Source organism: Pseudonocardia oroxyli, assembly GCF_900102195.1.
Lineage (GTDB): Bacteria > Actinomycetota > Actinomycetes > Mycobacteriales > Pseudonocardiaceae > Pseudonocardia > Pseudonocardia oroxyli.
The window spans coordinates 38,831-60,681 of record NZ_FNBE01000017.1; the positions used below are offsets into that span (position 1 = coordinate 38,831).

Annotated in this window: 15 protein-coding genes; 4 read left to right on the plus strand and 11 right to left on the minus strand. The window is 75.2% G+C overall.

The window, feature by feature from the left end:
• Window positions 1-44 precede the first annotated feature (44 nt).
• The 9 genes from BLS43_RS23105 to BLS43_RS23145 all read right to left on the minus strand — a co-directional run bounded on the left by BLS43_RS23105 (window position 45) and on the right by BLS43_RS23145 (window position 15,036).
• Window positions 45-530 (minus strand): NUDIX hydrolase, encoded by a 486-nt coding sequence (locus tag BLS43_RS23105; protein WP_374204839.1) that lies wholly within the window; start codon window positions 528-530, stop codon window positions 45-47.
• Between the two features lie 19 nt (window positions 531-549).
• Window positions 550-894, minus strand: a complete 345-nt coding sequence (locus BLS43_RS23110; protein WP_093088721.1) for a UBP-type zinc finger domain-containing protein — start codon at window positions 892-894, stop codon at window positions 550-552.
• Complete coding sequence (locus BLS43_RS23115; RefSeq protein WP_093088722.1) at window positions 891-2,336, minus strand: ATP-binding protein; 1,446 nt, start codon at window positions 2,334-2,336, stop codon at window positions 891-893. The genes BLS43_RS23110 and BLS43_RS23115 overlap by 4 nt, the downstream gene beginning before the upstream one ends.
• A gap of 12 nt (window positions 2,337-2,348) precedes the next feature.
• A complete protein-coding gene (locus tag BLS43_RS23120) occupies window positions 2,349-4,061 on the minus strand; it encodes an NAD(P)/FAD-dependent oxidoreductase (protein WP_218129967.1) in 1,713 nt (570 codons plus the stop codon).
• Between the two features lie 56 nt (window positions 4,062-4,117).
• Window positions 4,118-6,064, minus strand: coding sequence for an exodeoxyribonuclease V subunit alpha (gene recD / locus BLS43_RS23125; RefSeq protein ID WP_093088724.1), 1,947 nt, complete (start codon window positions 6,062-6,064; stop codon window positions 4,118-4,120).
• Window positions 6,061-9,771, minus strand: coding sequence for a UvrD-helicase domain-containing protein (locus tag BLS43_RS23130; RefSeq protein ID WP_245707724.1), 3,711 nt, complete (start codon window positions 9,769-9,771; stop codon window positions 6,061-6,063). Before BLS43_RS23130 ends, recD begins: the two co-directional genes overlap by 4 nt.
• Window positions 9,768-13,040, minus strand: coding sequence for an exodeoxyribonuclease V subunit gamma (gene recC, locus BLS43_RS23135; RefSeq protein ID WP_093088725.1), 3,273 nt, complete (start codon window positions 13,038-13,040; stop codon window positions 9,768-9,770). Before recC ends, BLS43_RS23130 begins: the two co-directional genes overlap by 4 nt.
• Window positions 13,041-13,102: 62 nt before the next feature.
• Complete coding sequence (locus tag BLS43_RS23140) at window positions 13,103-14,566, minus strand: SDR family NAD(P)-dependent oxidoreductase (protein WP_093088726.1); 1,464 nt, start codon at window positions 14,564-14,566, stop codon at window positions 13,103-13,105.
• Complete coding sequence (locus BLS43_RS23145) at window positions 14,563-15,036, minus strand: DUF6319 family protein (protein WP_093088899.1); 474 nt, start codon at window positions 15,034-15,036, stop codon at window positions 14,563-14,565. The genes BLS43_RS23140 and BLS43_RS23145 overlap by 4 nt, the downstream gene beginning before the upstream one ends.
• A gap of 41 nt (window positions 15,037-15,077) precedes the next feature.
• Here BLS43_RS23145 and BLS43_RS23150 point away from each other — a divergent pair, with 41 nt between their 5' ends.
• The 3 genes from BLS43_RS23150 (at window position 15,078) to BLS43_RS23160 (ending at window position 17,294) form a co-directional block, all read left to right on the plus strand.
• Window positions 15,078-15,518 carry a MarR family winged helix-turn-helix transcriptional regulator gene (locus BLS43_RS23150; protein ID WP_245707727.1) on the plus strand — a complete coding sequence of 147 codons (441 nt, stop codon included), beginning with the start codon at window positions 15,078-15,080 and terminating at the stop codon, window positions 15,516-15,518.
• On the plus strand, window positions 15,515-16,762 hold the full coding sequence (locus BLS43_RS23155; RefSeq protein ID WP_093088728.1) for an MFS transporter: 1,248 nt from the start codon (window positions 15,515-15,517) through the stop codon (window positions 16,760-16,762). Before BLS43_RS23150 ends, BLS43_RS23155 begins: the two co-directional genes overlap by 4 nt.
• Window positions 16,763-16,844: 82 nt before the next feature.
• Window positions 16,845-17,294, plus strand: a complete 450-nt coding sequence (locus tag BLS43_RS23160) for a universal stress protein (RefSeq protein WP_093088729.1) — start codon at window positions 16,845-16,847, stop codon at window positions 17,292-17,294.
• A gap of 205 nt (window positions 17,295-17,499) precedes the next feature.
• Here BLS43_RS23160 and BLS43_RS23165 read toward each other — a convergent pair whose 3' ends face one another.
• A complete protein-coding gene (locus tag BLS43_RS23165; protein ID WP_143030181.1) occupies window positions 17,500-19,545 on the minus strand; it encodes an alpha/beta hydrolase in 2,046 nt (681 codons plus the stop codon).
• A gap of 157 nt (window positions 19,546-19,702) precedes the next feature.
• Between BLS43_RS23165 and BLS43_RS23170 the strand changes: the two genes are divergently transcribed.
• Complete coding sequence (locus BLS43_RS23170; RefSeq protein WP_093088731.1) at window positions 19,703-21,436, plus strand: DEAD/DEAH box helicase; 1,734 nt, start codon at window positions 19,703-19,705, stop codon at window positions 21,434-21,436.
• Window positions 21,437-21,528: 92 nt separating this feature from the next.
• On the opposite strand, the gene BLS43_RS23175 is transcribed toward BLS43_RS23170, so the two are convergent.
• Window positions 21,529-21,714 carry a DUF7455 domain-containing protein gene (locus tag BLS43_RS23175; protein ID WP_093088732.1) on the minus strand — a complete coding sequence of 62 codons (186 nt, stop codon included), beginning with the start codon at window positions 21,712-21,714 and terminating at the stop codon, window positions 21,529-21,531.
• Window positions 21,715-21,851 lie beyond the last annotated feature (137 nt).

Here is a 21,851-nt window from a genome sequence, read left to right on the forward strand (position 1 = left end):
CAGCTCACCGCAGGTGAGACGGCTCACGATCGATTCAGAAGCGGCTACTGCAGGAGTGCGACGAGCCGGTCCAGGAAGGCGCGCTGGCCCTTGACCAGCTTCTCCCGGGCCGTGTCCAGGTCGAACCAGCCCGCCCGGTCGATCTCGGGGAAGCGCAGCAGCCGCCCACTGTGTCGGGGCCACTCGATCTCGACCCAGTCGCCCTCGTCCGGGCGGTCGGCGACGGCCGCGACGAGCTCGTCCGGCACGTCCCCCGCGAGCGCGAATCCGAGCACGGTCTTGCGCCGCCCGGACTGGACCACGTGCCCGAGCTCCCGCAGCTCACCCGCCGGGGCCGGGAAACCCAGCTCCTCCGCGAACTCGCGGCGGGCCGCCGCGACCGGCTCCTCGCCGTCGTCCAGCTCGCCCTTCGGGATCGACCAGGCCGCGGCGTCCTTGCGGGACCAGAACGGCCCGCCCATGTGCCCGAGCAGCACCTCGACGCGGCCCGCGCGCTCGCGGTGGAGCAGGATCCCGGCACTGGTCAGCACACCGGGATTCTGCCCTCCGTCAGTGGACCCGCGTACGCCAGTCCGCCGGGACCCGTCCGGCCGGGCCCGGGGTGGGCTGGTCCGCGGGGTGCGACGTGGGCGGGGCGAGCTCGGGCCCGGACAGGCCGACCTCCCGCTCGTAGTCCCAGAACCAGTCCTCGCCCGGCTCGAAGCTCTGCACGACCGGGTGCCCGGACGACCGGAAGTGGGCGGTGGCGTGCTGGGCGGGGGAGGAGTCGCAGCAGCCGACGTGCCCGCAGGTGGCGCAGCGGCGCAGGTGCACCCACCAGCCACCGGCGGCGTCGCACTCCGCGCAGCCGGTGCCCGACGGCGGGACCACGGGGTCGATCACGGGCTCGGTCACGAGGCCTCCTCGGCATCGTCGAACGGCAGGAGCACCTGGAAGCGGGTGTCGCCCGGCGCGGAGACGACCCGGAGGTCGCCGTGGTGGCGGTTCACCACGATCCGCCACGAGATGTCCAGGCCGAGCCCGGTGCCCTCGCCGACGGCCTTGGTGGTGAAGAAGGGCTCGAAGATCCGCGACCGGATCTCCTCCGGGACCCCCGGCCCGGTGTCGCCGATCTCGACGAGCATGCGGTCGCCCTCGCGGGCGGTGCGCACGGTGAGCGTGCCGTGTCCGCCCATGGCCTGCAGGGCGTTGTCGATCAGGTTCGTCCACACCTGGTTGAGCTCCGCGGCGTAGACGGAGATCTTCGGCAGCGTGCGGTCGAAGTCCTTCACGAGCTGCACGCCGTCGCCGAACTTGTTGTGCAGCATCACGATGGTGGACTTGAGCAGCTCGTGGATGTCCACCGTCTGGTACGGCGCCCGGTCCATCTGCGAGTACTGCTTGGCCGCCCCGACCAGCGTGGACACCCGGGTGGTCGAGTCCGCGATCTCGTTCATCAGCAGCTCGGTCTCGACCGTGTAGTTCAGCCAGCGCACCGCGCCCTCGAGCACGGACGCCGGGACGCTCTCCTTGACCCGCGTCAGCCACTCGACGTCGATCCCCGCGGCGACGAAGTTCGGCGCGATGTCCCAGCCGCCGTCGATCCCGGACTCCTCCAGCCACTCGCCGACGGCGTCCTCGGCGTCTCCGGTCTCCAGCGGGGACAGGTCGGGCGCCTTCCCGACGCGGTCGGCCGCGTCCTCCTGGATGCGCACCAGGGTCTCCAGATCGACCCGGTCCCAGTTGCCCGCCCCGATCATGCCCAGCTTGTGGCGCATCCCCGCGACGCGTTCGCGCAGCGTGGCCGTGGCGCGCACGGCGGCGGCCGCCGGGTTGTTGAGCTCGTGGGTCAGACCGGCGGACAGCGACCCGAGGGCGAGCAGCCGCTCCCGCTGGGCCACGGCGTTCTGCGTGTTCTGGAACCCGAAGAACAGGCCCTCCAACAGGTGCAGGGCCATCGGGAACCACTCGCGCATCAGCGTCGACAGCTTCTCCGCGTCGAGCACGTAGAAGCGCGACGGGACCGTGACCCGCAGCGAGTTGTTGTAGACCTGCGGCACCCGGTCGCCGAGATAGGCCTGCCAGGCGCCGGCGTACACCCCGGGCTGCGAGGTCCGCTCGACCTCGACCTCCTCGCCGCCCGAGCGCCGGGTGAGCACGACGGTGCCCTCGATCAGCACGTAGAAGCAGGTCGCCGGCGCACCCTCGGTGTAGACCGGCCCGGGCCCGAACTCCTCGACGCGGCCCTGCTCGCACAGCGCCTCGAGCTGGGCGGGCTCGAGCTTCTCGAAGAGGAAGAGGGTCTTGAGCTCCTCCGGATCGCACACCGACCGTGCCGACGACTCGCTCTCGCTCATGACGGGTTCCCTCTACGGATTCTCTAGGTACCGGTGGACGAGCGACACGGCCATCGCCCCGTCGCCCACGGCGGACGCGACCCGCTTGACGGACTCGGCGCGGGCGTCCCCCGCGACGAACACGCCGGGCAGGCTCGTCTCCAGGTGCAACGGATCGCGCTCGGCATCCCATCCCGCGGGGCGCTTCCCGCCGACCAGCAGGTCCGGCCCGGCGAGGACGAACCCGCCCGCGTCCCGCGCGATCCGCTCGCCCAGCCACTCGGTGCGGGGGCTGGCCCCGATGAACACGAACAGGTACCCGGCGTCCACCGTCTCGGTCTCGCCGGTGGTGCGGTCCCGCAGGGTCAGCTTCTCCAGGTGCTCCCCGCCGGTGGCCTCGACGACCTCGCTGCAGGTGCGCACGGTGATCTCGGGGATGCCCTCGATCTGCTCGATGAGGTACTGCGACATCGACGCCTGCAGGCTGGGCCCGCGCACCACCATCGTCACGCTGCGGGCGTGCCGCGAGAAGTACACGGCCGCCTGACCCGCCGAGTTGGCGCCGCCGACGACGTAGACGTCGCTGCCCGCGCAGCCCGCCGCCTCGGTCAGCGCCGAGCCGTAGAACACCCCGCGGCCCGCGAGCTCGGTCAGCCCCGGCGCCTCCAGCTCGCGGTAGGTCACCCCGGTCGCCAGGACGACGGCGTGGGCGTGGATCGCCGTGCCGTCCGCGAACCGGACGGTGCGGGCGCTGCCGTTCGCCTCCAGGGCGACGACCTCGCGGGCGGTGAGCAGCTCGGCGCCGAGCCGGATCGCCTGCCGCCGGGCCCGGTCGGTGAGCTGGGCACCGGACACACCGTCCGGGAAGCCGAGGTAGTTCTCGATCCGCGAGCTCTGGCCCGCCTGGCCGCCGGTCGCCATGCGCTCGACGAGCACCGTGCGCAGGCCCTCCGACGCCCCGTACACGCTCGCGCCGAGGCCCGCCGGGCCGCCGCCGATCACGATGAGGTCGTAGAAGTCCGCGGCCGGGATCGTCGAGAGCCCGACGCGGTCGGCGAGCTGCCTCTCGTCCGGGCAGACCAGGCACTCCCCGGACGGGGAGATCACCACCGGCAGCTGCGAGTCGTCCACCCCGGCGGCCTCCAGCAGCCGGCACGCCTCCGGCTGGTCGACCGGGTACCAGCGGTAGGGGACCTGGTTGCGGGCCAGGAAGTCCCGCACCTCGTGCGAGCGGGCCGACCAGCGGTGCCCGATCACCCGCGTCTCGCTCACCTCGTGCCGGTCCGCCTGCGCCCAGGCCTCGATCATCGCGTCGACGACCGGGTAGAGCTTCTCCTCCGGCGGGTCCCAGGGCTTGAGCAGGTAGTGGTCCAGGTCGACGACGTTGATCGCGGTGATGGCGGCGTCGGTGTCGGCGTAGGCGGTGAGCAGCACCCGGCGGGCCACCGGGTAGAGGTCCAGGGCGCGTTCGAGGAACTCCAGCCCGTTCATGCCGGGCATGCGGTAGTCGGCGAGCAGGACGGCGACGTCGTTGCCGCGCAGCGCCATCTCCCTGAGCGTGTCGAGCGCCTGCTGGCCGGACTCGGCGCGCACGATGCGGAACCGGTCGCCGTAGCGGCGGCGCAGGTCGCGGGCCACGGCGCGGGACACGCTCGGGTCGTCGTCGACGGTGACGAGGGCGGGTTTGGCGGGGACGAGCGAGCTCGGAGCTGTGGGGGCCCCAGTCGACGTGGGGGCGTCGGTCATGGTGTCCATCCTGCCGTGTGACGGGTGCGCGGTGCACGGGTTTCGCTCAGGGGTGCTCACCCCAGCCGTTCGCGCAGGCCACTGGCCCTGCTCACCGGTCTGCCGACGGCCGCGCGGACGGCCTCCTCGCTGCCCACCAGCCGCACGACGCGCTCGGCCCGGGTGACCGCCGTGTAGAGCAGCTCGCGGGTGAGCAGCGGCGACTCCGGCGGGGGCAACACGACGGTGACGTGCTGGAACTGGCTGCCCTGGCTGCGGTGGACGGTCATCGCGTGCACGGTCTGCACCCCGCCGACGCGGGCCGGGGCGAAGGACTGCGGATCCCCCGGGCGGCCGAACACCGCGCGCAGCACGCCGTGCTCGCGGACCACGACGCCGGTGTCGCCGTTGTAGAGGCCCAGGTCGTAGTCGTTCCCGGTGACCAGCAGCGGTCGACCGGCCCACCAGGGGCCCGCCCGCTCGCCGGGGGCGGGGTCGGCGAAACCCGGGTGGGCCTGGCCGAGCCAGCGCTCCACCTCCTGGCTCCAGCGGGTGACCCCGAACGGCCCGCGCCGGTGCGCGCACAACAGCCGGTGCCGGTCCAGCCCGCGCAGCGCGTCCGCCGTGCGGCCCTCGCGTGCCGCGGCGAGCAGCGCACCGGACGCCTCCACCACGTCCGCGCGCAGCCCGTCGAGACCTGTGGGCTCGCGGACCTGCAGATCGGACTCGACGAAGAGCAGGTCCGGGTGTCCCGCGCGGAGCAGGGCGATCGCCTCGTCCGCGGACCCGCGCTGCACGGCGTCCGCGAACGCGGCGATGCCGCCCTCGAAGCGCCAGGTGTGGGTCAGCGTGACGACGCCGTGGACCACCGCCGGATCGTCCGGGGCGAGGGCGCCGATGCTCCGCAGCCGCTCGTCCAGCGCGGGCTCCGGCGTGCCCGACGCGCGGGCGAGGTCGCCGAGGACCGCACCCGCCTCGACCGACGCGAGCTGGTCCGGGTCGCCGACCAGGACGATCCGGGCGTCCGGGCGGACCGCCTCCAGCAGCCGGGCCATCAGCGTGAGGGAGACCATCGAGGTCTCGTCGACGACCACGACGTCGTGCGGGAGGCGGTTGGCGCGGTCGTGTCGGAAGCGGCTCGACGAGCCCGGCCGCCTGCCCAGCAGCCGGTGGATCGTCGAGGCCGTGGGCGCACCCACCCGGGCACGGTCCTCGGCGGGGAGCCTGCCGGTGTGGTGGCCGACGGACTCGCCGAGCCGCGCCGCGGCCTTGCCGGTGGGCGCGACCAGCGCGACCCGCAGGGGGGTCGGTCCGGTGTGCAGGTCGTGCAGCAGCGCGACCAGGCGCGCCACCGTCGTCGTCTTGCCCGTGCCGGGGCCGCCCGCGAGCACGGTGACCCGGCGCAGCGCCGCGACCGCCGCGGCGAGGCGTTGCAGGTCCGTGCCGGGCGGCGGGGCGGGCACGGCGCCCGTGTCCGGCGGGGGGTCGAAGAGCCGGGCGAGGCCCGCGCGCAGCCGGTCGAGGTCCACGACGGGCTGCGCCGCGGCCGCCCGGTCCCGCAGCTCGCGCCGGACCAGCTCCTCCTCGGCCCAGTAGCGGTCGAGGTAGAGCAGGGACCGGCCGTCCTGCACGGGGACCAGCCGCAGCGGGTGCCCGGACGCGGCCTCCGCCCCGACCGCGGTGAGCGGGCTGCGCTCCACGGCCGCGAGCCAGGCCGCGGGCGCCGGCCACGGCAGCGCCGCGACGTCCACCGACTCCTCACCCTCGCCGAGCACGGTGTGACCGACCTCGGCGAGGTCCACGCACACCGAGCCGTTCCGGATGGCGCGCACCGTGAGCGCGACCGCGAGCAGCACCTCCTCGAGCTCGCCCGCCGGATCCCCGCCGAGCCGCCCGAGCCGGGTCGCGACGTGCACGTCCGCCGCCGTGAGCACACCCGCGGTGTTGAACTTCGCCAGCAGACCCGAGGCGGAGCGTGCGGTCCGCAGGTCGTAGGGGTCGCGGTCGAGCTCCACGCTGGTCATTGCAGGTCCCCCAGGTCGAACAGCGCCGGCTCGTCGGGCTCGGGTTCGCTCGGCCGGGGCTTCTTCGGCGGGGTGGGCGCGGTCGGCGGGGTGGATGCGGTCGGCTGCTCGACGGCCACGGGCAGGTCGAGGGCCAGCTCGTCCGGGCCGTCCAAGCCGTCCAGGCCGTCCGCGCCGACTGGGGCGTCCGGGCCGACAGCGTCGTCGGGGTCGACTGGGCCGCCGTCGGGGTCGACTGGGCCGCCCGGGTCGACCGCTTCGGCCTCCGCCGGCACGGGACCGACCGCGGACTGCTCGCCCGGCTCGGCGACGTCCGGAGCCGCCACCCGTGCTCGTGAGTGGCGATGGTCGCTCTGGCGACCATCGCCACTCACGGAGTCCAGGGTGTCCGAGAGCGCCTCGACCAGGCCGGCCGGCGGGCGCCAGCCGAAGACGCCGCAGGGCGTGCCCGCGACCTGCGGGGTGTCGGCGCCGCACATCCCGCGCAGGAACAGGTAGAGGACCCCACCCAGGTGCGCGGCCGGGTCGTAGGACGGCAGCCGCCACCGCAGGTAGCGGTGCAGCGCGACCGCGTAGAGCAGGGCTTGCAGGGGGTAGTGCGCGGCCTGCATGGCCGGGACCAGCACGGCGGGGGCGTAGTGCGCCGCCGTGAGCGGCTCCCGGCCCGCCGGTCCCGCGGGCCCGAGCCAGTTGGTCTTGTAGTCCACCACGAGATAGCGCCCGTCGACCCGCAGCACCGCGTCGATCGAGCCGGTGAGGTACCCGCGCAGCGGCTGGTCGGCGAGACCGGGGGCACCCAGCAGGTCCGGGTAGCCCGCGAGCGGGTCGTCCGCGGGCAGGTACCGACGCAGGACGGGGGCGAGGTCGCCCAGCGTGACCCGCCCGGCAGGGGTGTCGCCGCCCGCGAGGGGCATCTCGAAGTCCAGCTCGGCGAGGCGGTCCCGCGGTGGGATCGCCCGCAGCGCCCGGCCGCCCGCGAGCGGCCCCAGCGGGGTCTCGACGACCGGGACCAGGGCCGCCGCCAGGGCGTCCGGGTCGATGTCCGTGGGCTGCACGGCGAGCGCCGCGCCGACCTGGGCCCGCAGCTCGGTGGTCAGGTCCGGTGCGGTGGGGTCGAGGTGCTCGAACACCGCGTGCACCAGCGTGCCGAATCCGGCGCCCAGCGGGAGGTCCGCCATGGGGGAGGGCACGTCCGCCCCCAGGTCCGCCGCGGTCTCCGGCAGCTCGATCTCGGCCTCGTCGTCCGTCCCCGCGTGCTCCGGCTCGGACCCCACTCCGGATCCGGTCGGAGCCGACCCGTGCGCATCCGCCGTCAGCGCCGAGTAGGACGTGCGCCGCCACGCGGTGTCCAGGACCCGGGCGAACCGGGCGGTCCCGAGGGCGGGCAGCGGCTCCGGGCGGGCGGGCGGTGGCGCGGGCGCACGCTCGGACAGGGTCTCGACGCTGAGCCCGGGAATCCCGCGCAGGAGGTCCAGGGCCACCGCGTCCGAGGGCACCTTGTACCCCGGCAGCGGCACGGTCCCCGCCGCCGGACGCCCGATCAGCAACCGGTTCAGCGCCGAGCACTCGGTGGTCGTCGAGGGTGCCCACCACGCCACGACCTGACACTTCGCCCGGGTCAGCGCCACGTACATCAGCCGCAGGTCCTCGCCCGCCTCCTCGTCCAGGTGGCGCTGCAGCCGCTCGGCGCGGGCCGGGCCGAGCGGGCCGCCGACGTCGAGCACGCGGGCCCCCTCGTCGTCGTGCACCAGCAGGACGTCCGCCTTGTCGTTCACCCAGCGGTCCCAGCCGAACGGCACGTAGACGACCGGGAACTCCAGGCCCTTGCTGCGGTGCACGGTGACGATCTGCACCGCCTCGGCGTCCGACTCCAGCCTCCGCGACCGCTCCGTGGTGGTGTCCCGCGCCGCGTCCGCCATGCGGTGGCGCAGCCACTCGACCAGCGCGGACGGGCCCAGGTGCCGGTCGAGCGCGGCACCGTGGAGCACCTGCCCGATGTGCCGGACGTCCGTCAGCCGCCGGTCGCCCTCGCGCAGCCCGAGCAGGCGTTCGGGCAGCCGGGTCCGGGTCGTGACGGCCTCCAGCAGCGCCGCGACCCCGCGCTCGGCGAGCACCGCGTGCCAGGCGCGCAGATCGGCGCCGAGCCCGTCGATCAGCTCCTCGGCGCGCGCGCCGCACAGCTCCTCGACGGTGTGCCCCACGAAGCAGGTGAGCGCCACCGCCCGCAGCCGGGTGGTGCGCTGCGGCTGCTCGACGGCCTCGAGGAGGGTGAGCCACTCGGCCGCCGCCTCCGTGGTGAACACGCTGGTGGTGCCGGTCAGCACCGCCGGGACGCCCGCCTCGGTGCAGGCCGCCCGCACGGCCAGGCCCTGGTTGTTGGTCCGGACGAGCACCGCCACGTCCCCGGCGTGCAGCGGCCGGTCCTCGACGGTGGCACCCGAGGCGAGCAGGGCCGCGACGTCTCGCGCGACGTCCTCGGCGACGACCTCGCGGGCCTTCGCCGCCCGGCCCAGCCTGCGGCCGGTCAGCGGGCCGATCCGGTCCCGGTCCACGACGCGCAGCCGGAACGGCTCGTCCGAGTGCGCACCGCTCGGGACGGCGAACCGCCGCGCCGTGTGGTGGGCCTCGACCCGCCGCACGACGATCTGGTCGCTGCCCAGCGCCACCCCCTCGCCGGAGGCCGAGCCGAACACCCCGTCGAGCGCGTCCAGCAGGGCCTCGTCGGTGCGGAAGTTCCGGCCGAGCGTGCGGACCGAGCCCTCCCGGACCGCCTGCAGGTAGGACACCACGTCCGCCCCCCGGAACGCGTAGATCGCCTGCTTGGGGTCCCCGATGAGCACGAGCGTGACCTGGCCGTGGAAGGACCGTTCGAGGATCTCCCACTGGATCGGGTCGGTGTCCTGGAACTCGTCGACGAGCACCACGTCGTAGCGGGCCGCCAACCGCGCCCGCGCGGCCTCGCCGCGCACCGGGTCCCGCAGCGCGTCCGCGAGGCGGGTGAGCATGTCGTCGTAGCTGAAGAGCCTGCGGGCGCGCTTGCGGCGGTCCACCTCGGCGCGGACGGCCTTCGCGAACCCCTGCCGCACCTGCGCGACCGACTCCGGGGCGGCGTCCGCGGGCTCGAGCCGGGCCTGCGGGTCCCCGACGGCGCGCCGGGCCAGGGCGAGGGCCTCGTCCCGGCCGAACAGCGGCGACCCGGCCCCGCGGGCGGCGTACTTGCGCACGTAGAAGTCGTCCACGACCTCGGTGACCAGGTCGTCCGTGTGCTCGACGAACTCCGCGTCCGGATCGCTGTCCCCGGCCACCCCGAGCCCGGCCAGCATCTGCTGGCAGAACTGGTGGGTGGTCGCGATGGTGGCCGCGTCGAACTCGGCGAGGGCGGCGCGCAGGTTCGCCCGGGCCGCCTCCACGTCGCCCTTCTGCAGCAGCGTGATCACCGGATCGTCCGTGAGCACCCCGCTGGCCAGCCCGCGCTCGGTCGCCGCGAGCCGCTCCCGGACCCGTTCGCGCAGCTCCTGGGTGGCCTCCCGGCCGAAGGTGACCAGCATCAGGCGCGACAGGGGGACCCCGTCGGCCACGTACCGGGTGGCCAGCGCGGCGATCGTGTACGTCTTGCCGGTGCCCGCGCTCGCCTCCAGCACGGTGGTGCCCACGGGCAGGTCACCGTCGACCGCGAACTGCGGGTGGGTGGGGAGCACCTGGGTCACAGGACCTCCAGGTGCTCGGTGTCGAGCAGGGGCCGCCAGATCCGCTCGGCCAGCGTGCCGAACCGCGACTGCGCCCCCTCGCGCTGCGCGAGCAGCGCCCGGAACTCCGGGTCGGGCCCCAGGACCGCGATGATCGACTCGTCCTCCTTCTCGAACCGCCACTCGCCCTCCGCGGCGGCCTCCGCGTCCGCGACGGCGGTGCCCAGCCTGCGTGCCTTCGCGTACGCCAGCGCGCAGGGCATGGACAGCGGCAGCGGCTCGCGCAGCCCCTCGCGGTGCACCGCGGCGAGATCGGTCAACGCCGCCCGGGCCTCCTCGACCCCCACCGGACCCACGACGGCCCGCGCCGTGCCGCCGCGCCCGCGCCCCAGGGTGACCGCCCGCCACGGGACGCCGGGCCGGGTCACGGTGAGCGCCAGCAGCCGCGCCCAGGCCTGCAGGCGGTGCTTCGCCGCCAGCCGCGAGTACACGACGGTGACCAGCGTGTGGTCGTGGATCCCGGCGACCGTGCCCACCACCCGGACACCCGAGGGCAGCGGCGCCGCGACGTCCAGCGACGCGGGCTCCCCGACGCGCAGCTCGCGACTGGCCTCCACCAGCGGTTCCACCGCCCGGTCGACCTTCTCCAGCACGGCGCCGCCGAGCGCGCCCGGCGGCAGGTCGCCGCGCCGCCACTCGGCCGCCGCGGTGTGCTGCGGCCCCGCACCCGCGAGCCGGTCGCGCAGCATCCGGTCGCCGACGGCCCACTCCTCCAGACCGTTGAGCGCCACGGGCAGCGCGTCCCCGGGTTCGGTGTCCTCCGACCGCGGGACCATGCCCACCCGCTGGCGCAGGAAGGCCTTCATCGGGTGGTCGAGGAACCGGACGAGGTCGTCCAGCTCCACGGTGTCGGTCTCCGCGGGCGGGGTGAGCGGCCCCGACAGGAACGGCGGGACCGGACGCCGCTCGCCCTGGGAGGCGCGGGCGCCCGCGAGGGCGGTGCGGTCGAAGCTGAACGGCTCGGGCAGGGCGAAGTTGCGGGGGTCGAAGGGCTGCAACGGATGGCGGTGGGTGATCGCCTCGCTCGCCTTGCCGCCGACCACCCGCACGGTCTCGTCCACGGCGTCGAGCAGCTCGCCGATCGGCACCGCGGGCGGGCGGGGCGCACCGGTCCGCTCGTTCATCCCCGAGTGCACCACCACGAGGTGCTCGGTCGCCGCGGTGATCGCGTCGAGCAGCAGCTGGCGGTCCTCGGCGCGCGGGTCCCGCTCCCCGATCCGCGGCGCCCTGGCCAGCACGTCGTCCCCGTCCGGGGCGCCGGTGCGCGGGAACACCCCGTCGTCCACCCCCAGCAGGCAGACGACCCGGTGGGGGACCGAGCGCATCGGCACCAGGGTGGCGACGGTCAGCGTGCCGGTGCGGAAGTTCGCCCGGCTCGGCCTGCCGCGCAGGCGGTCGGCGAGCAGGCCCCGGACGTCGGACAGCGACAGCGGGACGGTCTCGGCCTGCGGGCCCGCCGACCGCACCACGTCCGCCAGCTCGGCGCGGGCCTGGGTGTCCTGCCAGGCGTCCGACGCCGTGGTGGCGGTGAGCGCCGACAGCCCCTCCTGCAGCGCGGCCACCCACGCGGTGAGCGGCTGCGGCCCGGCCAGCGCGCCGAGGACGGCGGCGAGCCGGTCGAGGATCTCGGCGAGCGACCCGACCAGGTCGACGTCCGAGGAGTCCACGTCGTCCAGCGGGAGCGCGGTGCCCAGCCAGCCCTGCTCGCCCGGGCGCTCGGCCATCGCGACGCCGAGCAGCATCCGGTCCAGCCCGGCCGCCCAGGTGTTCTGCGGGAACCCGTCGAGCCGGAAGGGGCGGCGGTGCTCGCCGTCGAGCCCCCAGCGGACGCCGGACAGCGCGACGAGCTCGCCGATCCGGTCCACCGCGTCGTCGTCCAGGCGGAAGCGGCGGCGGACCGGGCCGGAGCCGACCAGGTCCAGCACCTGGGAGGCCGCGACCCGCGAGTCGGCCAGCTCCAGCAGCGCCGACGCCGTGCCCAGCAGCGGGTTCGCCTGCCGCAGGGCGCGGTCGGCGAGCCGGACGCGCAGCCGGTGGCCGGGGTGGGCCTCCTCCTCGTCCTCGGCGGCCAGGCCGAACGAGGCCGAGATCAGCGGGGCGAACGCCTCGATGTCCGGGCACATGACGATGACGTCTCGCGGCTCGAGGGTCGGGTCCGCGGCCAGCAGGCCCAGCACGATCTCGCGCAGCACCTCGACCTGGCGGTCCGGGCCGTGGCAGGCGTGGACCGCGACGCTGCGGTCCGCGGGGTCCAGGAGGGGGAGCTCCCCGCCGGGGGCCCGGTCCGTGCGCAGCGCCTCCTGCAGCCTGCCGAGCAGCGTCCGCGGGGTGGGCGCGCCGGGGTGGTAGTGATCCTGCGCCGCCGGGAGCCGCAGCTGCAGCTCGCGAACGTCTCGCCCCAGCGAGCGCAGGAGGGGATTGCCGACGGCGGCCGCGGACCCGTCCTGCTCGCGGAGCAGGGCGGGCTCCCGGCCCGTCAGCGTCTCCCACAGCGCGGGCGAGGGATGGGGCAACCAGAGGTGCACCGCGCGGTGGGCGGCCAGGGCCTCCAGGACCGCGAGGTGCTCGGCGGCGAGCCGGGTGGGCCCGAACACGCTCACCGACTCGGGGAGCTCGACGCGCGACGGATCGGCCCGCAGGACCGCCTCGGCCGCGGCGAGCCGTTCGGCGGGGCCCGGTTCGCCGATCCGGGCGCGCAGCCTGCGCCAGAGCTCGACCTGCCAGCGCAGGTCGGGCGGGGTGTCCTGCGGGTTCCCGCCGTGCCAGGCGCGGAGCATGTCCGGGCGGTGGACCGCGTAGCTCGCGAACAGGTCCGAGAGCCTGCGGGCCACGGCGTAGGTGCGGGTCTCCCCGCTGTGGCGCAGGTGCGCGGCCAGCGCCGCGAAGGTCGACCCGGGGTCCGCGACGGCCGCCCGGACCTCCTCCAGGAGCGGCCAGACCGCGCGGCGGGGGTCCCAGGGATCGGTGTCCGGGTCCGTCCCGGTGGCCGCGTCCACCGCCTCGGCGAGGAGCTGGCCGGGGGAGGGGAAGACGACGTTCGCACACACGCCGTCCGCACCCGCCCCGGTGCCGAGGCGCAGGGACAGGCGCTGTTGGAGCCACCGCTCCACGCCGCGCTCGGGCACCGCGACGACCACGGGCGCGAACGGGTCGCCCCCGGGCTCGCCGAGGACCTCGGCGAGGGCGGTGGCGAGCGTGTCCGCTCGTTCGGCGCGGTGGATGTGGAGCACGTGCTGGAACCTAACGGGGGCCTCCGACAGTCGCGGACACCCCTCCGCCGTTGTCCACAGCCCTACCAGTTCGCGATCGCGTAGTCCTTCAGGAAGACGCCGTAGAGGTCCTCGCCCGCCTCGCCGCGCACGACCGGGTCGTAGACGCGGGCGGCGCCGTCGACCAGGTCCAGCGGGGCGTGGAAGCCCTCCTCCGCCAACCGCAGCTTCTGGTGGTGGGGGCGTTCGTCGGTGATCCAGCCGGTGTCCACCGCGGTCATCAGGATGCGGTCGGTGTCGAACATCTCCTGCGCCGAGGTGCGGGTGAGCATGTTCAGGGCGGCCTTGGCCATGTTCGTGTGCGGGTGCCCGGGTGCCTTGTACCCGCGACCGAACACCCCCTCCATCGCGCTGACGTTGACCACGTACGACCGGCCGTGCGCGGCGGCGCCCGCGGCCAACGCGGACCGCAGCCGGGAGACCAGGATGAACGGCGCCGTCTGGTTGCACAGCTGCACCTCGAGCAGCTCCAGTGGGTCGACGCCCTCGACGTTCGCGACCCAGCTGTTGACCCGGGCCGTGTCCGGCAGCAGCCCGCCCGCGTCGACCGCGATGCCCGCCTCGATCCGCTCGGGGGAGGCGCTGCGGGCGGTCATCGCCAGCTCGGCGAGCCGGTCGGCGGCCTTCGACCCGCCCTCGGCGGTCTCCACCACCGCGCCCAGCGTCGGGACCGCGCCCGCGAGGGCGGCCGGGTGCGCGTCGCTCGCGTGGGAGAAGACCAGCACGTCCGGCACCGTGTCGGCCGGGAGCGGCGTGTCCTCGGCCTCGGCGAGCGCGGCGTAGGAGCCGGGCGCGCGGCGCACGGTCTGGGCCGCGTTGTTGATCAGGACGTCGAGCGGGCCCTGCCCCGCGACGTCGTCGGCCAGCGCCGCGACCTGCGCGGGGTCGCGCAGGTCGATGCCGACGACCCGGAGCCGGTGCAGCCAGTCCGCCGAGTCCTCGACCGCGGTGAAGCGGCGCACCGCGTCGTGTGGGAACCGGGTGGTGATCGTGAGGTGCGCGCCGTCCCGCAGCAGCCGCAGCGCGATGTACATCCCGATCTTGGCCCGGCCGCCGGTCAGCAGGGCGCGACGCCCCCGCAGGTCCGTCCGCACGTCCCGCCGGGCCCGGTTGAACGCGGCGCACGACGGACAGAGGTTGTGGTGGAAGGCGTCCACCACGGTGTAGCGCTGCTTGCACATGTAGCAGGAACGGGCGCGCCGCAGCGTCCCCGCGACCGCGCCGGGGGTGGTGGACGCCAGCGGGATGCCCGCCGTCTCGTCGTCCATCCGGCCGGGGGCGGCCGTGGCGGTGGCGGCGAACACGGCGTTGTCGGCGTCGGTGACCGCCTTGCGGCGGGCGCTCTTGCGGCGCTGCTTCACCGACTTCCACACCCGGGCCGTGGCGCGCCGGACCGCGACGGCGTCGGGGTGCTCGGGGTCCAGCTCGTCGACCTGCGCGAGCACCTTCAGCGCGGTCGCCAGGTCGTTCGGGTCGATGGCGCTCATTCCAGCTCGGCGAGCGCCTTCCGGGCCTGCTCGAGCTGGGCTTCCAGCTCGGCGACCTTGGCCTCGCGCGTGGCCCGCGCCTCGGCGATCACCTCGTCGATCGGGCCGGAGATCTCCGGGTGCAGCTCGGCGGCGGCCTTGAGCACCGCGCCCGCGGACACCGGCAGGCCGCGGGCCAGCCAGGTCGCGCCGCGCTTGAGCTCGGCCTGCCACTCGCCGTCGACCGCGCCGCTGACGGTCAGGGTCAGCTCGACCACGCGGGTGGTCTTGGCGGTGGAGCCCTTGGGTCGGCCGCGCTTGCGCGGGGCGGGCTCCCCGGGCGCGTCGCTGGGGGCCTGGTCGGTGGGGGTCTGGTCGGTGGGGGCTTCGACGACGGGGGCCTCGGGGGTGGAGTCGGCGGGCTCCGGAGTCGGTGCGGTCACCGCCCCAGGATGACGCTCGAACTCATGTTCGAACAGGCTGCCCGACATCACATCGCTCAGTTATATAGTTGTGTGATGTAATGGTCCTCGTGAACCGGACGGCCGTGAACGACGTCGCCGAGCTCGCCGACGTGCTCGAACGCACCGTGAGCTGGCTGCGGCGCTCGGCGCGGGAGGCGGAGTGGAACACCGTCGCCCTCTCGGTCCTCGACGAGCTGGACCGGGGCGGCCCGCGGCGGATCAGCGTGCTGACCGCACTGGAGCGCACCTCGCAGCCGGGCATGACCGGGATCGTCGGGCGTCTGGAGTCCGCGGGCCTGGTGGCCCGGTCCCCGGACCCCACCGACGGCCGCGCCGTGCTCGTCTCCGCCACCCGCGCGGGCCGCGCCTACGTCGCCGAGCGGCACGCCGCCCGCGCGGCGTTCGTGGCCGACCGGATCACCACCCTGTCCGACGACGACCGACGCGCGCTGCTCGCCGCGACGCGCGCCCTGGCCGCCCTCATCGAGTCCGAGGGGAAGCCCCTGTGAGCACTGTGAGCAGTACCGAGAGCCCGTTCCGCCAGCCCCGGGCCGTGTGGGCGGTCGCCTTCGCGTGCGTCATCTCGTTCATGGGCATCGGGCTGGTCGACCCGATCCTGCCCGCGCTCGCCGACCAGCTGCAGGCGAGCCACGCCCAGGTCGAGCTGCTGTTCACCAGCTACCTGGTGGTCACCGCGCTCGCCATGCTGGTGACCGGCTGGGTGTCCAGCCGGATCGGCCCCAAACGCACCCTGATCGCCGGGCTCGTGCTCATCGTGATCTTCGCCGCGGCGGCGGGGGCCGCGGGCGGCATCGGCGGCATCGTCGGCTTCCGGGCCGGGTGGGGCCTCGGGAACGCCCTGTTCATCGCGACCTCGCTCGCCGTGATCGTCGGCTCCGCGAGCGGCGGGTTCGCCGGCGCGATCGTGCTGTACGAGACGGCGTTGGGCGTGGGGATCGCCTCCGGTCCGCTGCTCGGTGGGCTGCTCGGCAACCTCTCCTGGCGGGGCCCCTTCTTCGGGGTCGCGGTGCTGATGCTGATCGCCCTGGTGGCCACCGTGGTGTTCGTCGAGAAGACCCCGCCGACACAGCCGAGCAGGCTCTCGGAACCGCTCACCGCGTTGCGGCACCGCAGCCTGCGCACCACGAGCCTGGTCGGGCTCCTCTACAACTGGGGCTTCTTCACCCTGCTCGGCTACGCCCCCTTCCTGATGAACCTCTCGGCGCTGCGCCTGGGTGCGGTGTTCTTCGCCTGGGGCATCCTCGTCGCGCTGTTCGCGGTGTTCGGCGCCACCTGGTTGAAGAACCGCTTCGGCACCGCACGCACGCTCTACGGCTCGCTGGTGGGGGTCGCGCTGATCCTCGCCGTGATCGGCACGTTCTCCGGGTCGGTGCCCACGGTGATCGTCGCGACGGTCCTCTCCGGCGCCTTCGTCGGGCTCAACAACACCCTCGTCACGACGGCGGTCATGAGCATCTCGCCGGTCCCGCGCCCGGTCGCCAGCGCCACCTACGGCTTCGTCCGGTTCATCGGCGGCGGGCTCGCCCCGTTCGCCGCGGGACTGCTGGCCGCGGCGGTGAACGTGCACCTGCCGTTCTGGATCGCCGCTGTGGTGGTGCTGGGCGGGCTCGCCCTGCTGACCACCGTGCACCGCGACCTCGAGCGGGCCGACCGCGGGGAGACCGAGGTGGACATGGCCGAGGAGGTCGCGGTCGGCGAGGGTGCCGTGGAGCCCTCGGAGATCCGGTCGTGAGCGCGCGGTCGGTGCTGGTGATGGCGTCGGTGACGGTGCAGTGCCGGGCCGAGGCGCCGGGCTCGCGTGGTGAGGGGGAGCGATGAGCTTCGAGTACGGGGCGGACGGGCCGCGGTCGGTGGTCGTCGGCGTGGACGGGTCGGAGACCGCGTACCGGGCCCTGCACTACGCCGTCGGGCAGGCGCGGCGGCAGGGCGGACGGGTGCTCGCGGTCTACGCCGACCAGATCCCGTCGCTCGCCTTCGCGACCGCCGTCCCGCTCGCCGCGTCCGCGGTGGTCGACGAGTCCACGGACACGCTGGTCGCCGAGCTGCGCACCACGGTCGACGGCCTGTCCCGCGAGTACGGCGTGGCGGCCGTGTTCGAGGTCGTGTCGGGCGACCCCGTGAACGCCCTGGTGCACATCGCCGAGCGGGAGCGGGCGGACGCGATCCTGGTGGGCGCGAGCGTCCAGGCAGGCCACAAGCTCTTCGGCTCGGTCGCGATGCGCGTGGTCAAGATCGGCCGCTGGCCGGTGACGGTGGTGCCGTAGGGGGCGTGCCGCGCGGTGGCACTGCGGCGGCGCTGCGGTGCCGGCGGGACGGTCGGGCGGATCGGGTCGGGGGTGACGGGAGCGCGCGGGTGAGTGCGCTCGCGTGACGCTGGGAAGGATCTTGCTCGGTGAAGGTGACGGGAGCGTTGAGGTGGTCGCGCTCCCGTGACGCTCGGGCAGGGGGCCGGGTCGGGCGAGCGGCCGGTTACCGCGCGAGGTAGGTGCCCGGCGCGGGGTGGATCGGGTGCAGGCCGCGGCCGCCGCCAAGCTCCGGTGGTGCGTCGACGGTGTCGCCGCCGCGGTCGGCCAGCCAGTCGACGAGGTCGTCCCACCACGACCGCGGCTCTCGGTGGGCGTGTGCGCGCCACCGTTCGGGATCGGCGGGGTTGCCCGGCGAGACCGGGCCGTCGGCCGCCCGCAGCTCGGCGGACCCGTAGCCGACCGCGGCGGCCGTGCTCCCGGGCACCAGCACGAACCTGCTCTTCGCGCCGAGCAGCTGCGTGGTGCGGTAGGCCGACCGCCAGCCGCCCACCAGGTCGGTGGCACCGGTGACGACGTAGGCGTCCGGCGCCACGGCGGCGAGGTCGACCGGCTCGCCGAGCACCGTCAGACCGCCGGGGCGGGTGAGCGCCCCGGACAGCGCCGCCTCCACCAGGTCGCGGTACAGCGCGGCGGGCACGTCCCGTGCGGCCAGGTTCCACGCCCGCAGCGGGTCCGGCGCGGCCCCCGCGGTGCCCGCGGACACGGCGCGCGCGGTGCTCGCGGATGCGGCGCGCGCGGTGCTCGCGGATGCGGCGCCCGCGGTGCCCGCGGATGCGGCGCCCGCGGTGCCCGCGGATGCGGCCTCCGTGTGCTCGGGGCCCGCCCGCTCGGTCGCCCGATCCCGGCGCTCCCAGGCGGGGCGGATCAGGGCGGCGGGGTCGAGCAGGGCGTGTACCTCGGCGAGCGTGCGCCCGTCGAGCGCGCCCGCCCGCGCGACGGCGGCGACCGCGGACCGCACCGAGGCCTCGTCGACCGGCAGCCCCGCACCCGGCCCGGGGCGGTCCCGCCCACCCTCCAGTGCGGTCCCGGCGAGGACCAGCCCCGCCACCCGCTCCGGACGCGCGAGCACCGCCGTGGTCACGGCCGCCAGCAGGCCCCCGCCGGCCACACCGAGCAGGACGGTGCGCTCGCTGCGGCAGATCCGCTCGACCGCGCCGAGGGCCTCGACCAGTGCCGCCGCGGCGGCGTCCAGCCCGTGGGACGGGTCCTGGACCGGGTGCCACGACAGGGTGAGGACCTGGTGGCCGGCCGCGACGAGTGTGCGGACCAGGCTCCGGTCCGGCGCCAGGTCGACCAGCGCGTACGAGTTCGCGAAGGGCGGCACCACGAGCACCGGGACCTCGGCGACCTGCTCGGTCGTGGGCAGGTGGTGGATCAGCTCGAACACCGGCGTCCGCAGCACGACGGCGCCGGGCGCGGTCGCCGTCTCGATCCCCGGCTCGAGGCGCGCACCGCCGCCGGGCAGCCGCGGTGCTGCGCGGCGGGTGAGGCCCAGGCCGCTCAGGGCCGCGCCCGGCCCCGTGCCCAGGGCGGTGCCCGGGCCGGCCGCCGGTGCGGCTACCGGGCCGGCGCGGCGGGTGGTGCCCGGGGCGGCCCCCAGGACGGCGCCGAGCGCACCGCCCCACTCCTCGAGGAGGAGCCGGGCCGCGTCCGCGGTGCTCCGCACGGCGGCCCGCGGTTCGGACCGCAGCGTGTCCGGGTCCAGCAGCGGGTGCGCGCCGGGGACGGTCAGCTCCGCCAGCCTGTCGACGGCGAAGCGCAGCCGGTCGGCGTCGGCGCGGTCGCGGGCCAGGTCGTCGACGAGGTCCAGGGCGGCCGACCGGCTCGCCCGGTGCGCGCGCCGCAGGCGGCCGAGCAACCCGTCCACCCGACCGCGATCCTCGGCGCCTGCAAGATCGGCGCCGATCCCGATCCGGCCGAGCTCGGCGAGCAGGCCGACGGTCCGGCCCGCGGCCGTCCCGGCGGCGGCCGGGTTGCGCAGCACCCCGAGCGCGAGCCGCGCGGCGGGCCCGACGGGCAGCAGCCGGGCGCGCGGGCCGCGGGCGGCCTCGAGGAGGAGGGCGTCGAGCGCCAGCGCGGCATCCGCGGCGGAGACGCCGGCGGAAGGCTCAGCGGCAGCGCCAGCGGCGTCGGGGGCGGGGTCGGCGGGGTCGGCGGCGTTCCCGGGGCTCGTCCCGGCTCCGTCTGTCGGGGAGTGCGCAGGCGGCATCCGACAGGTGTACCGGCTCCCCGGCCGGGTCGCGACGACCGCCCCCGTGGCGGCCGTCACGCGGGGCGCCGGCGGGGAGTCCCGGGCACGGGCCGGTCGGCTGCGGCGGATACCCTGATCGGCGGCCCTGAGGACGCTCGGCAGAACAGGGAGACGTGTGTCGCAGACGGAATCCGTACCGGTTCAGGGGCTCTCCCCGGCCTCTCGTCCCCTGCGTGCCTGGCAGCGCTCGGCGCTGGCCCGCTACCTGGCGGCGAAGCCCCAGGACTTCCTGACGGTCGCGACCCCGGGCGCGGGCAAGACCACGTTCGCCCTGCGGGTGGCCGCCGAGCTGCTGGCGGACCGGACGATCGAGGCGATCACGGTCGTCACGCCGACGGAGCACCTGAAGTACCAGTGGGCGGCGGCCGCGGCGGCCGTGGGGATCGCGCTCGACCCGGACTTCCGCACCTCCTTCGGCGGCACCTCCCGGGACTACCACGGGATCGCGATCACCTACGCCGGTGTGGCCACCCACCCGGCCCGGCACCGGGCGCGCACCGAGAACCGCCGGACCCTGGTGATCCTCGACGAGATCCACCACGCGGGAGACGCGAAGTCGTGGGGCGAGGGCGTCCAGCTGGCGTTCGAGCCGGCGGAGCGCAGGCTCGCCCTGACCGGTACGCCGTTCCGGTCCGACGACAACCCGATCCCGTTCGTCGAGTACGAGCGGGACGCCGAGGGCGCCCTGCGCTCGCGGTCCGACCACTCCTACGGCTACGCGGACGCGCTCGGCGACAACGTCGTGCGGCCGGTGGTCTTCCTGGCCTACTCCGGGACCTCCAGCTGGCGGACCAGCGCGGGCGAGGAGATCACCGCGCGGCTCGGCGAGCCGATGACGAAGGAACAGACGGGCATGGCCTGGCGCACCGCGCTGGACCCGGCGGGGGAGTGGATGCCCTCGGTGCTCGCCGCCGCGGACAAGCGGCTGACCGCGCACCGCAACGGCGGCATGTCGGACGCGGGCGGGCTCGTCATCGCGACCGACCAGACGACCGCCCGGGCCTACGCGGCGTTGCTGGAGAAGATCACCGGCACCCGTCCGGCGCTGATCCTGTCCGACGAGACGGGGTCGTCGGAGCGGATCGACGCCTTCTCCCGCTCGCAGGAGCGCTGGATGGTGGCGGTCCGGATGGTGTCCGAGGGCGTCGACGTGCCGCGGCTCGCCGTCGGCGTCTACGCGACGTCCGCGTCGACCCCGCTGTTCTTCGCCCAGGCCATCGGCCGGTTCGTGCGGTCGCGGGGCCAGGGTGAGACGGCGTCGGTGTTCGTGCCGTCGGTGCCCGTGCTGCTGGGTCTGGCGTCGGAGCTGGAGGCGCAGCGCGACCACGTCCTCGGGGCCCCGCACCGGCCCAAGGAGGAGTGGAACGACCAGGAGCTGATGCTCGCCAACCGGCAGCAGGACGAGCCGGGGGAGGACGAGAAGTCGTTCACCGCCCTGCACGCCGACGCCGAGCTGGACCAGCTCATCTTCGACGGCGCCTCGTTCTCCGCGGACGAGGAGGACTACATCGGCCTGCCCGGCCTCCTCGACGCCGACCAGGTCCGTTCGCTGCTGCAGCAGCGCCAGCAGGACTGGGTGGACCGCGGCTCTCCGCGCTCGGGGGCCGCCGCGCGCGCCACCCCGCCCCCGCCCGCCCCCGAGCCGCAGCGCGGCCTCTCGGTGCGCGAGCAGATCCAGAAGCTCCGCAAGGAGCTGAACTCGCTGGTCGCCCTGCAGAACCACCGCACGAACAAGCCCCACGGCATGATCCACAACGAGCTGCGCAGGCAGTGCGGCGGCCCGCCGACGGCCATGGCGACCATCGAGCAGCTCGAGGAGCGCATCGCGACCATCCGCAGCTGGCGCTGAACGACTCCCGACACACGGAAGGGCGGGCACCCGTAGGTGCCCGCCCTTCCGACGACGCTACTCAGACCGGCCAGGGGAGTGGCCGGCGCCCATCATTCGCCCTGCTGGACGTCCACCTCGAGCTCACGCAGCTTGTCCGCGTGGGCTCGGGCGTGGTGCCCGCAGAACAGAAGCTCGCCGCCGGACGGCAGTACGGCACGAACCTTTGCGGCCGCTCCGCAGCGGTCACAGCGGTCGGCGAGGGTCAACTCGGGCCGGGTCAGGGTTCCGGGCTGCATAGCGGTCTCCCTCCGTCTCCGCACCGGTCCCCCGGTGCGGCTTGCTGTGACGACCGCTCACGCGGTGCGTCCACTCTTGCAGACGTTCGACACCCCTGCATGTGTTCCCGGCCCGTGTCGCGACGACAATCACGTTT